Annotated in this window: 10 protein-coding genes; 4 read left to right on the forward strand and 6 right to left on the reverse strand. The window is 61.8% G+C overall.

Annotated features, from left to right (window positions below):
• Window positions 1-40 precede the first annotated feature (40 nt).
• The 5 genes from FQ192_RS28840 to FQ192_RS28860 all read right to left on the reverse strand — a co-directional run bounded on the left by FQ192_RS28840 (window position 41) and on the right by FQ192_RS28860 (window position 5,349).
• Window positions 41-1,351, reverse strand: coding sequence for an MFS transporter (locus tag FQ192_RS28840; RefSeq protein ID WP_149661572.1), 1,311 nt, complete (start codon window positions 1,349-1,351; stop codon window positions 41-43).
• A 423-nt stretch (window positions 1,352-1,774) separates the two neighbouring features.
• Entirely contained in the window at window positions 1,775-2,407 is a 633-nt protein-coding gene (locus FQ192_RS28845) for an N-carbamoylsarcosine amidohydrolase (RefSeq protein ID WP_149661573.1), read from the reverse strand.
• Between the two features lie 219 nt (window positions 2,408-2,626).
• Window positions 2,627-3,379, reverse strand: a complete 753-nt coding sequence (locus FQ192_RS28850; protein WP_149661574.1) for an Asp/Glu racemase — start codon at window positions 3,377-3,379, stop codon at window positions 2,627-2,629.
• Window positions 3,380-3,397: 18 nt separating this feature from the next.
• On the reverse strand, window positions 3,398-4,204 hold the full coding sequence (locus FQ192_RS28855; RefSeq protein WP_149661575.1) for an alpha/beta fold hydrolase: 807 nt from the start codon (window positions 4,202-4,204) through the stop codon (window positions 3,398-3,400).
• The gene (locus FQ192_RS28860; RefSeq protein ID WP_149661576.1) at window positions 4,201-5,349 is read right to left on the reverse strand and encodes an FAD-dependent monooxygenase; all 1,149 of its coding nucleotides are present in this window, start codon (window positions 5,347-5,349) and stop codon (window positions 4,201-4,203) included. The genes FQ192_RS28855 and FQ192_RS28860 overlap by 4 nt, the downstream gene beginning before the upstream one ends.
• Window positions 5,350-5,659: 310 nt before the next feature.
• On the opposite strand from FQ192_RS28860, the gene FQ192_RS28865 reads away from it, so the two are divergent.
• The 4 genes from FQ192_RS28865 to FQ192_RS28880 all read left to right on the forward strand — a co-directional run bounded on the left by FQ192_RS28865 (window position 5,660) and on the right by FQ192_RS28880 (window position 11,543).
• The gene (locus FQ192_RS28865; RefSeq protein WP_149661577.1) at window positions 5,660-6,712 is read left to right on the forward strand and encodes a 2,5-dihydroxypyridine 5,6-dioxygenase; all 1,053 of its coding nucleotides are present in this window, start codon (window positions 5,660-5,662) and stop codon (window positions 6,710-6,712) included.
• 132 nt (window positions 6,713-6,844) lie between these two features.
• Window positions 6,845-7,330: a MarR family winged helix-turn-helix transcriptional regulator gene (locus FQ192_RS28870; protein ID WP_149661578.1), complete on the forward strand. Its 486-nt coding sequence runs from the start codon at window positions 6,845-6,847 to the stop codon at window positions 7,328-7,330.
• A 159-nt stretch (window positions 7,331-7,489) separates the two neighbouring features.
• The gene (locus FQ192_RS28875; protein WP_149661579.1) at window positions 7,490-7,966 is read left to right on the forward strand and encodes a (2Fe-2S)-binding protein; all 477 of its coding nucleotides are present in this window, start codon (window positions 7,490-7,492) and stop codon (window positions 7,964-7,966) included.
• Window positions 7,967-7,982: 16 nt separating this feature from the next.
• The gene (locus tag FQ192_RS28880; protein WP_372242368.1) at window positions 7,983-11,543 is read left to right on the forward strand and encodes a molybdopterin cofactor-binding domain-containing protein; all 3,561 of its coding nucleotides are present in this window, start codon (window positions 7,983-7,985) and stop codon (window positions 11,541-11,543) included.
• Window positions 11,544-11,591: 48 nt separating this feature from the next.
• On the opposite strand, the gene FQ192_RS28885 is transcribed toward FQ192_RS28880, so the two are convergent.
• On the reverse strand, window positions 11,592-12,248 hold the full coding sequence (locus FQ192_RS28885; protein WP_149661580.1) for a TetR/AcrR family transcriptional regulator: 657 nt from the start codon (window positions 12,246-12,248) through the stop codon (window positions 11,592-11,594).
• Between the last annotated feature and the right edge of the window lie 40 nt (window positions 12,249-12,288).

Raw genomic sequence — 12,288 nt, forward strand, 5'->3', positions numbered from 1 at the left:
CGCCATCGCGGGCAAGCCTTGCTCCTACAGGGCCGAGGGGTTAGCGGTTAACCAATTTGGCCGGCAACGCGATGACCAGGAAACTGCTGAGAATCAAACACCCGGCAAAGAACCACAGCGCCCCGGCGCTGCTGCCCGTGACATCAATCGCCACGCCCATCAGCGAATTGCTCACCAACCCGGCAATGTTCGCCAACGAACAGGCGAGGGCAAACCCGGTCGCCGCCGCCGTGCCTTTGAGAAACGTCGCCGGCAGGCTGAAGAACACCGGCACCGCACCAATGATCGCCGCCGAGGCAATGGCGAACAGCGCCACGGTCGCCACCACGTTGTGCACGAAGAACGGCGCCGTGGCCATGGCCGCCGCACCGACCAGGAACGGCACGATGATGTGCCAGCGGCGTTCGCGGTGTTTATCGGAACTGGCGCCGATCAGCAGCATCCCCAGCAGCGCGGCGACGCTTGGCAACGCGGTGAGAATGCCGATGTGGAAGGTGTCGACAATCCCGGCGTTGCGGATGAAGGTCGGCATCCAGAAACCCATGGCGTAGGCGCTGAGCAGGATCGAGAAGTCGATGCCGCCGAGCATCCACACTTTCAGGTTGAAGAAGCCGTCGCGAAAGCTGTGCTTGCTATCGCTGGCACCGGCCTCGTCGGCACGCAGCTCCTGTGCCAGCAGGGCTTTCTCGTCCTCGTTGAGCCACTGGGCTTGTTGATAGCTGTTCGGCAGCGCCCAGAAGGTCAGGATGCCGAGCAATACGCTGGGCACCGCTTCGATCAGGAACAGCCATTGCCAGCCGTGCAAACCGCCGAGGCTGTCGAAATGGCTCATCACCCAACCCGACAGCGGCCCGCCAATCACGCTGGACAGCGGCAAACCGATCATGAACAGCGCGATGATGCGACCCCGGCGATAGGTCGGAAACCAGGTGGTCAGGTAATACAGGACTCCGGGCAGGAAACCGGCTTCGGCGGCACCGAGCAAAAACCGCAGAACGTAGAACTGGGTGGTGGAGGTCACGAGCATGATGCAGGCCGAGAGCAGGCCCCAAGTAATCATGATCCGGGCGATCCAGATCTTCGCCCCGACTTTCTCCAGCACCAGGTTGCTCGGCACTTCGAACAGGATGTAGCCGACAAAAAACAGCCCGGCGCCGAGGCCGAACGCGGTTTCGCTGAAGTGCAGTTGATCGAGCATCTGCAGTTTGGCGAAGCCGATGTTGATCCGGTCGAGGTACGCGGCCAGGTAGCAGAAACACAGGAAGGGAATCAGCTTCCAGGTGATCTTGTGGTACAGCGCTTGAATCGGGTCGGCGACCGTGGTCGCGGGTGCTGCGTTCGCAATGGGCATCGGATGTCTCCTGGCGGTGACTTATGGTTTTTATACAGCCGCTTTTTTCAGCGCTTTGGCGCGCTGAAAGCGGCGTCCAAAGGCAGTGTCAGAAGACCGAGGTCGCATACCCTGCGTAGGAGCAAAGCTTGCTCGCGATGACATCCTCAAAATCGCCATCGCGGGCAAGCCAATGCTCCTACAACGGATCCCCCCTGTAGGAGCAAAGCTTGCTCGCGAAGGCATCCTCAAAATCGCCATCGCGGGCAAGCCATGCTCCTACAACGGATCACCCCTGTAGGAGCAAAGCTTGCTCGCGAAGGCATCCTCAAAATTGCCATCGCGGGCAAGCCATGCTCCTACAACGGATCACCGCGACAGGTGCACGCCTCAGTTTTTTACCAAGACCAGCGCTCTAACCGGCGCGGGTTCTTGTCGCACGCATTACATTGTTTTGAAGTGGGCAATCGCCTCCTGTTTGCTGACGACATCGCCGTACTTGCTGTCGATGTCGAACAGGTTGGCTTCGTGGGGCGCCGGGTGGCGGTCGCCGACACATTCGCGCACGACGATGGTGCGGAAGCCGTGTTGCACCGCGTCCACCGCCGTCGCCCGAATGCAGCCGCTGGTGGAGCAACCGGCCAGCACCACGGTGTCGATCCCTTGGGCGTGCAGCATCGAGGCCAGGCTGCTGCCGAAAAACGCACTGGCGTACTGTTTGCTGATCACCACTTCATCGGCCTGCGGCAGTACCTCTTCGCAAAACGCCGCCAGAGGATTGCCCTCGACCATGTCCTTCATCACCGGCGCCTTCTTCACCCAGATCCCACCGTCAGCGAAATGGCCGGGATGGTAGCGGATATTGGTGTGCACCACCGGGATGCCATGGTGCCGGGCGCTGGCCAGCAACTCGACGCTTTGAGCCACGGCACTGACCACGCCAGGGGCGTACAGCGGCGCGCCTTCGGTGGTGTAGCCGCGCATGAAATCGATCATCAGCAACGCAGCCTTCTGCCCAAACCCAATACGCTGACCCCACACGCCTTGATAGTTGTCGTTGGCGGTTTGTTCGCTCATTTCATTGCGTCCTCATTCTTTGGCATTGCCAACATTCTCTTGGGCACTGCAAATACCCTGTGGCGAGGGGGCTTGCCCCCGTTGGGCTGCGAAGCAGCCCCAATACCGTCACCGCGTTATTTCAGACAAAACTCAATGGGGCTGCTGCGCAGCCCAACGGGGGTAAACCCCCTCGCCACAAAAGCCCGGTTGCCACAAAAAAGTGTGCGCTGAGCCACCTCAATAAGCGCCGGAGAGCAGGGCACCCGCACCGGGAACGATCGGCTCCAGGTCCAGGGCCTTGAGCATGGCGTAGGTGGTGGCGATGGCCGCGGTCAGCACCGGTTTGCCGGTTTGCGCTTCGACTTGCGCCACCACCGGCAGCGACTGCATTTGCACGCAGGCCGACAGCACAATCACATCCACCCCTTCCAGATTCATGCCAGCCACGATGCCGGGCAGGTTCGCCGGGTCGTGCCGGGCCACGGCCAGGTTGTCGGGGATCTCCAGGGCGCGCCAATCCACCACTTCAAAGCCTTCTTCGCGAATGTAATCGACCACCAGTTCCGTCAGCGGCTTCATGTACGGCGCGACGATGGCAATGCGTTTGGCGCCCATGACTTTCAAGCCTTCGATCAAGGCACCGGCACTGGTAATCACCGGCGCGTTGGCATCGTTATCGGCGGTGGCTTTGCGCAGCCGTTGCTCGGACTGGCGATGATAACCGAGCCCCATGGCCATGATCGCCACCAGGCAGGCATACCCCAGCACATCGACCTTGGCGTCGGACAGTTCAATGGCGCAACGGTCGGATTCGCCGTCCATCGCCGCCAGTTCTTCCTTGCGCACTTGCTTCATGCGCATGCGGCTGGAGTGGAAAGTGAAACGTTCCGGGCGGATCAACTGGCGCGCATTGAGCATCGCCGGGATCTCGGTTTCCATGGTGGTGTTGGAGCTCGGCACAATCTGGCCGATGCGGTAGGGCTTGAGCATAAAAGTCTCCCGATTCGATTAGTTGAGGCGCGGGCCGAGGAAATCACCGAACGCCGCGAAGAAACCTTCGAGGTCATCCCACGGGATCATGTGCCCGGCGTTTTCAACGTGGACGCTGCGAATGTTCGGTTGCAGATCGAGGATTTCCGCCTCGTCCTCGGGCGCAATCACCCCGCCACGACCAGCGACCATCAACAGCGCCGGAGCCTGGAGTTTTGGCAGGTCCTGATGGAAATCCACGTCATGGAAATCGTTGAAGGCGCGCACGATCGCCGGCTCGTAGCAGGTATGCAACCACTCGGCGCGCAGTTGCAGTTGCTCGTCGGTCCAGGTGGCGCAGAAGGCGCGCATCGCCTCGGCATCCATCCCGATCAATGACTGGCGGATCGAGTCGACGTACCACGGCAACTTGCTCGGGTATTCACGGCGTCCGGGGCCGGAGACGGGCGGGTCGATCAACACCAGGCGATTGACCCCGGCCGGATGTTTCACGGCGCTGCGCACGGCAAACCGCGCGCCCATGGAGTGGCCGACCAAGTGGTAGCTGTCGAGCTGCATGGCTTGGGCAAACGCACCGATGTCATCGGCGCAAGTCTCAGCGCTGTAATCCAGATCGGGCCCGGTGGAGGAGAGGCCACGTCCGCGCACGTCCAGCACGTAGGTATCGAAATGCTCCCCAAGGCGTTCGGCAACAAACCCCCAGGTAATCGCCGGGCTGGTAATGCCGGGAATCAGCACCAGCGCCGGGCCTTTGCCGCCGTAGCGCAAGTAATGCTGGCGAATGCCGTTGGCCTGGACGTTGCCGCCATGGACGAAAGTGCTCACGCGGCCACCCCCGATTTCAGCTGCTGGGCGTACAGGTCGTAGCCATAGACCCAGGCCGGGTCTTCCTGAGTCCGCAGCCAGGTGTTGGCGTTGGACACGGACTGAACGCGGGAGGCGCGTTCCTTGCGGTTGGCTTCATAGAGTTCGAACGCGGTGCGGTAATCGCCGAGGCCGGTTTCCTGCAAGCAGCGGGTCAGCATTGCGGCGTCTTCGATGGCCATGCCGGCGCCTTGGGCCATGTGCGGCTTCATCGGGTGGCAGGCGTCGCCGAGCAACACCAGGCGACCCCGGCTCCACAGTGGCAACGGATTGCGGTTGCGCAGCGGCCACTTGGTCACGCTTTCGGTGGACTCAATCAGCGCTTGCACGGTCGGGTGATAACCCTGGAATGCCTCGAACATTTCTTCGCGGCTGCTATCGACGAACGCGCCCTGGAAATCCCACTCCGGGTGCGGCACGCCGGTGACGTAGTAGTACTCGTCGCGCTTGCCGGTGGTGTAGTAGACCATCATGTGCCGGTCCTCGGTCCACCACTTGATGCAGTCCTCGAACTTCAAGTCGTACTTGGCCAGTTGATCGCCACGGATCAGTGCCCGGTGTGCGACCCAGCCGCTGTACAGCGGTTTTTCCGCGCCCAGCAACTCTTCACGAATCTTCGAATTGATCCCGTCGGCGCCGATCACGATGTCGGCGTAGGTGACTTCGCCGTCGCTGAACGTCAGGCGCACCTGGGTCTCGGTTTCTTCGAGGGTTTCCAGGCGTTTGTTGAAGTGCACGGTGCCCGGTTGGATCGTCGACATCTGCAAGGCGTGCAGGTCGCCGCGGTGCACGGTGACGTAGGACGCGCCGTATTCCTTGCGAGCGAAATCCCCCAGCGGGATGCGCGACAGGTAGTCGCCGCTCAAGCCATCACGGCTGAACCAGTGATCAGGGTGCGAGCCCATCAAATCAAGCTGCTGCTCGATGCCCATGCGCCGGAAGATTTTCATGATGTTGGGGCCCATGTGGATCCCGGCGCCGAGGCGGGAGAACTCCGGGGCCTGTTCGTAGATGTCCACCTGGAACCCGGCTTGTTGCAGCAACGTCGCAGCGGCTGCACCGCCAAGACCTGCACCGACGATGGCGATTTTTTGTGTTTGGGCCATGGGGCTTGTTCCTCTTCTTCGAATGGTCGCTGGCTGTGTCGCTGCAAGGTTGTTAAAGTGTATACGCTGTATTTTTCAAAAAGAAAGAGCCGTTGGTAAAAATTATTTTTTGGCGTTTTTGCCCGTGGTCACCGAATGTAACCTTTGTTTGTTGGGTTTGTGTGGGTTGGTAACGTTATGGTCCGGCGCTTGCAGTCCGCTCGCATTTGATGTCTTATCGATAACAAATGGCGTACACGCTATAAAAATGCACTGGGGTGAGGCGTGGCGCCTCGACTTGGTGCGCAGCAGACGATTGAGGAGATTGGAAATGCCGGTAAGCGATTGCGAACTGACCCAGATGTTCGAACACGTGTTGAAGCTGTCGAAGGTCGATGCGACCCAGAGCGTCGCCGTGCTCAAGAGCCACTATTCCGACCCGCGCACCGTGCGTGCCGCGATGGACGCCGCCCAACGCCTGGGTGCCAAGGTCTACGCCGTGGAACTGCCGTCGTTCAACCACCCGACGGCCATGGGCGATGACATGACCGCCTACTGCGGCGACACCGCGCTCACTGGCAACATCGCGGCGCAACGGGCGCTGGAAGCGGCGGACCTGATCGTCGACACCATGATGCTGCTGCACTCGCCGGAACAGGAGCAGATCCTCAAGACCGGCACGCGCATTCTGTTGGCCGTCGAACCCCCGGAAGTGCTGGCGCGGATGCTGCCGACCGAGGCGGACAAGGTGCGGGTGATGGCGGCGGAGAAGCTGCTGACACAAGCGCGCTCGATCCACGTCACGTCCCGCGCCGGCAGCGATTTCCGGGCGGCGCTGGGGCAATATCCGGCGGTCACCGAGTACGGTTTCGCCGATGAACCGGGGCGCTGGGACCACTGGCCCAGCGGTTTTCTGTTCTCCTGGCCCAACGAAGAAACCGCCGAAGGCGTGCTGGTGCTGGACATCGGCGACATCGTGCTGCCGTTCAAGACCTACGCCCGGGAGAAGATCACCCTGGAGATCGAAAAGGGCTTTATCACCTCAATCCACGGCGGTTTCGAGGCCGAATACCTGCGCGACTACATGAAGTATTTCAACGATCCCGAGGTGTACGGCATCTCCCACATCGGCTGGGGTTTGCAGCCAAAAGCCCAGTGGACCGCCATGGGTCTGCACGACAAGAACGATGGCATGTGCATGGACGCCCGGGCGTTCTATGGCAACTTCCTGTTCTCCACCGGGCCGAACACCGAAGTCGGCGGCAAGCGCAAAACCCCGTGCCACCTGGACATTCCGCTGCGCAATTGCGATGTGTATCTGGATGACCAGGCGGTGGTGATCGGCGGGGATGTGGTGGCGCCAGAAGCCTCCCGGGTTCGCTGAAACCTGTAGGAGCAAGGCTTGCCCGCGATCGCGATCTCACGGGCGCCATCGCGGGCAAGCCTTGGTCCTACGCAAAGCGGTTCAGGTGTTTGCCCCAAACCGCTCTTGAGTCCGCCTGCCAACCTGTCCATCATGCCTCCCCACCACTCATCGCCTTTCGAGTCCGCCGTGCCTGAAACTCCTGATGCTTCCTACGTTTTCTCCGAACAAGTCGGGCATTTGCTGCGCAAGGCCTATCAGCGGCACATGGCGATTTTTCAGCAGAATGTCGGCGATTCCCAGCTCACGGCGGTGCAGTTCGTGACCCTGTGCGCCGTGCGCGATCACGGTCCCAGCTCCCTGACTGAGCTGGTCAAGGCCACCGCCGTGGACCAGGCGACCATTCGCGGCATCGTCGAACGGCTCAAGGCCCGGGAACTGATTACCCTCGAACCCGACCCGCAAGACCGGCGCAAAGTCATCGTCGGCCTGTCCGAAGCCGGCGACCGTCTGGTGCAGCAAACCGTGCCCTGCGCCGGGAAAATCACCGAGCTGACCATGAGCAACCTCAACCCGGCCGAGCAGGTCGCGGTGCTGTTTTTGCTGCGCAAAATGATCGACGACCCGCAGGACGCATAAATCGCGTCCAGGTCTTTGGCATCGTTTTTGCTCCTGTTTCATGTAGTAGCCACTTCACCAGTCGAGTGTGTCGCGTCGCCACAACCCCATCCGGCCCGCGACGTTTTTTTCGACCTTTTGGTGTAGTAGCCACTTCATCAAACGAAGCAGGCGCCGCGAATGACCAGCCAGGAAATCACCGTAACGCTTGAGGTCAATGGCCTCACCCGCACCGTCACCGCCATGGCGGACACGCCGCTATTGCTGATCTTGCGCAATGACTTGCAGCTCAACGGTCCCAAGTACGGCTGCGGCCTGGGCGAGTGCGGGGCGTGCACGGTGATCATCGACGGGGTGGCGGCGCGTTCTTGCGTGTTTCCGCTGGCCGGTGCCGTGGATCGGCAAATTGTCACCCTCGAAGGCCTCGGCACCCGCGCCGCGCCGCACTTGGTGCAACAAGCCTTTATCGATGAGCAAACGGCGCAATGCGGCTACTGCCTCAACGGCATGATCATGACCACCAAGGCCTTGCTCGACCGCATCCCGCACCCCAGCGAAACCCAGATCCGCAACGAACTCTCGGCCAATCTCTGCCGCTGCGGCACCCACATCGAAATCCTCCGCGCGGTGCTGCGTGCCGCCCGTCAAATGCCTTGAAGGTGGATCAATGACCATGACTGGCTCCATCGCACTTTCCATCCCGACCCGCGACCAACTGCTGGCCAAGTCCGGCGTGCTGCTGATCGTCGACGACATCCTGCCGCCGTCCGGCCCGGTGGCGAAGGGCGGTACGCCGCTGATCAAACCCAAGGAACTGGGCCTGTTCATTGCCATCAGTGATGACGGGCGCGTGTATGCGTTCAACGGCCATGTCGACCTCGGCACCGGCATTCGCACCTCGCTGGCGCAGATCGTCGCCGAAGAACTCGATTTACAAATGGAACAGGTGTGCATGGTGCTCGGCGACACCGAGCGTGCGCCGAATCAGGGCGCGACCATTGCCAGTGCGACGTTGCAGATTTCCGCGATTCCGTTGCGCAATGCGGCGGCCGAGGCGCGGCGTTATCTGTTGGAAACGGCAGCCGAACGTTGGTCGGTGGCGGCCAGTAGCCTGAAGATCGAAGCAGGCGTGATTCGCGCCGAGGACGGCCGCACCGCAACTTACGCCGAACTGGTCAGCGGCGAGCACGTTGAACTGCGCATCTCCGGTACCGCACCGCTGAAACCCGCCGAAGCCTATCGACTGGTGGGCAAGGGCGCGGCGCGGGTGGACATTCCGGGCAAGGCCACTGGCGAGCTGACCTACGTCCACGACATGCGCGTGCCGAACATGCTCCACGGCCGGGTGATTCGCCCGCCCTATGCCGGGCTCGATTGCGGTGATTTTGTCGGCAACAGCCTGCTGGAAGTCGACGAATCCTCCATCGCCCACATCGCCGGAATCGTCGCCGTGGTGGTGATCCGCGATTTCGTCGGCATCGTGGCGTTGCGCGAAGAGCAGGCGATCAAGGCTGCCCAAACGTTGAAAGTCACTTGGAAAACCTGGAATCAAGGCTTGCCGGACCTGAGCGATGTCGAGCAGGCGATTCGCGACAACCCCCGGGTGCAACGGGTGGTGCTGGATCAGGGCAACGTCGATGAAGCCCTGGCCGCCGCCACTCAGCGCATGCCGCGCACGTATATGTGGCCGTATCAGATGCACGGTTCGATCGGCCCGTCCTGTGGCGTCGCGGACTATCAGCCATTGGGCAGCAGGGTGTGGTCCGGCAGCCAGAATCCGCATTTGCTGCGCGCCGACCTCGCGTGGTTGCTGGAGTGTGAAGAGGAAGCCATCGAGATCATTCGCATGGAGGCCTCCGGTTGTTATGGGCGCAACTGTGCCGACGACGTGTGCGCCGATGCCTTGCTGTTGTCCCGCGCCGTGGGCAAACCGGTGCGGGTGCAATTGACCCGCGAGCAGGAGCATTTGTGGGAGCCCAAAGGCACCGCGCAACTGATGGACGTTGATGGCGGTTTGAACGCCGATGGCAGCGTTGCCGCCTATGACTTCCAGACCAGTTACCCATCGAACGGCGCGCCGACGTTGGCCCTGCTGTTGACCGGGCGGGTCGAGCCGGTGGCGGCGATGTTCGAGATGGGCGACCGCACCTCGATCCCGCCCTACGACTTTGAAAACATGCGCGTGACCATCAACGACATGGCGCCGATTGTCCGCGCCTCATGGATGCGCGGGGTGTCAGCGTTGCCCAACACCTTCGCCCACGAGTCTTACATCGATGAACTGGCCTTCGCCGCCGGCGTCGATCCGGTGGAATACCGCTTGCGCTACCTGCACGACGAGCGCGCCATCGATCTGGTGAAATCCACCGCCGAACGCGCGGCCTGGACCCCGCGCACCGCGCCGATGCAAACCCCGAACGAAGACCAGTTGTTGCGCGGTCGCGGCTTTGCCTACGCGCGCTACATCCACAGCAAATTTCCCGGTTTCGGTGCGGCGTGGGCGGCGTGGGTCGCGGACGTGGCCATCGACCGGCAGACCGGCGATGTCTCGGTCACGCGGGTGGTGATCGGCCATGACTCGGGGATGATGATCAACCCGGCCGGCGTGCAGCATCAGATCCACGGCAACGTCATCCAGTCCACCAGCCGCGTGCTCAAGGAGCGGGTGACGTTCGAGGAATCGACGGTGGCGAGCAAGGAGTGGGGCGGTTATCCGATCCTGACCTTTCCCGAAGTGCCGCAGATCGACGTGCTGATGATGCCGCGCCAGGACCAGCCGCCGATGGGCGCTGGCGAATCGGCTTCGGTGCCCAGTGCGGCGGCGATTGCCAATGCGATTTATGACGCCACCGGGATCCGTTTTCGCGAACTGCCGATCACACCGGAGCGGGTCTTGGCCGCGTTGAATGCCGGCACTTGTGATGAACCGCCGAAGTCCCCGGCCAAGCGTTCGAAATGGCTGTTGGGATCAATGTTTGCCGCGTTCGGCGCGGTGCTCGGCATGGCGGCGACGGCGTGGCCGTTTCACGGCGAAATCGCACCGATAGCGCCGCCGAGCGCCGGCACCTGGTCCACGGCGACTCTGGAGCGCGGACGCTTGCTGGCGGCGGTCGGCGATTGCGCGGTGTGTCACACGGTACCGGGCGGCACGACCAATGCCGGTGGCCTGGCGATGGAGACGCCGTTCGGCACGCTGTACAGCAGCAACATCACGCCCGACGTGAAAACCGGGATCGGCAGTTGGTCCTATCCGGCGTTCGAACGGGCGATGCGCGACGGCATCGGCCGGGATGGGCGCAATCTGTATCCGGCGTTCCCCTACACCGCGTTTCGCAACATCAATGATGCGGATATGCAGGCGTTGTATGCGTACCTGATGTCACAAGCGCCGGTCAGCCAAGCGGCAAAGGCCAACGACATGCGCTTTCCGTTCAACCTGCGACCGTTGATGGCGGGGTGGAATGCGTTGTTCCTGCGCAAGGGTGAAATCAGCGTGCAGCCGCAGCGTAGCGAACAGTGGAATCGCGGCGCGTACCTGGTCAACGGTTTGGGCCACTGCGCAGCGTGCCATTCGCCGCGCAATTTGATGGGGGCGGAGAAGGGCGGTGCATCGTTCCTCGCGGGCGGGATGGTCGATGGCTGGGAGGCGCCGGCGCTGAATGGTTTGTCCAAGGCACCGACACCGTGGACCGAGGATCAGCTGTTCGGTTACCTGAGCAGCGGTTATTCCGCTGAACATGGCGTGGCGACCGGGCCGATGGGGCCGGTGGTCACGGAATTGGCGAAGTTGCCCAAGGATGATATCCGGGCGATGGCGGTGTATCTGGCGTCACTTAATGGCGCGCAGGCTGAGGCGCAAGTCGTGGAGAAAGCCACGCGGCCGGTGGCCACCGTTTCCCTGAGCAACGGCCAGCGCGTATTTGAGGGTTCGTGCAAGGCCTGTCATGCCGATGGCCTGGGGCCGAAACTGTTTGGCGTGAGTCCGTCGCTGGCCACCAACACCAACGTGCACAGCGATCTGCCGGATAACCTGATCAAGGTCATTCTGCAAGGCATCGATACCCCGGCGACCAAGGACTTGGGTTACATGCCTGCTTTCAAGGACAGTTTGTCCAATACCCAGGTGGCGGAACTGGCGGCGTATCTACGCAGTCGATTTGCCGGGAATGCGCCGGGTTGGGAAGGGTTGGAATCGACGTTGGCGCATTTGCGGGCGAATCCCGGCAGCCATTAAAAGCATCGCGTGTAGGAGCGAGGCTTGCCCGCGAAGGGGCCGGCCCTATCAACCGAGATCCCGCGGGGGCAACCTCATCACCCCCCGCACCACCAAATCCTGAATAAACCCCAACCAATCCTGCTGCTGCCCCTTGTCCGCCAAATCCTCACCCAGAAACGAACTCAGGGTGTGCCGGTTGGAGTTATAGAAATAACAGAGCGAGGCAATCATCAAATACACATGCTTGATGTCCAGCACCTCGCGAAACAGCCCTTGGGCCTGACCCGCCTCAATGATCGGCTTCAACACCCCGACCGCTTCCCCGGACAATCGGCGCAACTCGCTGGACTGTTGCGCATGCTTGCCGCCGTGGAGGTTTTCATTGCTCAGGATCGCGACGAATTCCGGGTGCTTGACGTAGTAATGCCAGACGAACGCCACCAGTTCCTGCAACGCCACCAGCGGCTGGCTCAGGTCCAGCTTCAGTCGGCTTTCGGCCTTATTGAATTGCTCGTAGGTGTGTTCGAGCACGCAGATAAACAGCTGCTCCTTACTGCCGAAGTAGTAATAGAGCATGCGGTCGTTGGACTCGGCTTCCCGGGAAATGCTCTCGACCCGCCCTCCGGAATAACCGTCGCGGGTGAACACTTTCACCGCTGCTTCGAGGATCCGTGTGCGGGTCTGCTGGGCCTGGGCGGCCCGGATGCCGGTCTTCTTGTTCAACGTGCGATCAACCTTGTGCCAAGCGGAGTCGCCACGAATG

Origin of the sequence: Pseudomonas sp. ANT_J12, from assembly GCF_008370045.1 — a bacterium.
Classification (GTDB): domain Bacteria; phylum Pseudomonadota; class Gammaproteobacteria; order Pseudomonadales; family Pseudomonadaceae; genus Aquipseudomonas.

What these genes read in the sequence shown, in the direction of transcription:
- FQ192_RS28880 (WP_372242368.1), top strand. Translation starts at nt 7,983, where the DNA reads ATGACTGGCTCCATCGCACTTTCCATCCCGACCCGCGACCAACTGCTG.
- FQ192_RS28850 (WP_149661574.1), bottom strand. Translation starts at nt 3,379, where the DNA reads ATGCTCAAGCCCTACCGCATCGGCCAGATTGTGCCGAGCTCCAACACC.
- FQ192_RS28875 (WP_149661579.1), top strand. Translation starts at nt 7,490, where the DNA reads ATGACCAGCCAGGAAATCACCGTAACGCTTGAGGTCAATGGCCTCACC.
- FQ192_RS28860 (WP_149661576.1), bottom strand. Translation starts at nt 5,349, where the DNA reads ATGGCCCAAACACAAAAAATCGCCATCGTCGGTGCAGGTCTTGGCGGT.
- FQ192_RS28845 (WP_149661573.1), bottom strand. Translation starts at nt 2,407, where the DNA reads ATGAGCGAACAAACCGCCAACGACAACTATCAAGGCGTGTGGGGTCAG.
- FQ192_RS28870 (WP_149661578.1), top strand. Translation starts at nt 6,845, where the DNA reads ATGCCTCCCCACCACTCATCGCCTTTCGAGTCCGCCGTGCCTGAAACT.
- FQ192_RS28865 (WP_149661577.1), top strand. Translation starts at nt 5,660, where the DNA reads ATGCCGGTAAGCGATTGCGAACTGACCCAGATGTTCGAACACGTGTTG.
- FQ192_RS28840 (WP_149661572.1), bottom strand. Translation starts at nt 1,351, where the DNA reads ATGCCCATTGCGAACGCAGCACCCGCGACCACGGTCGCCGACCCGATT.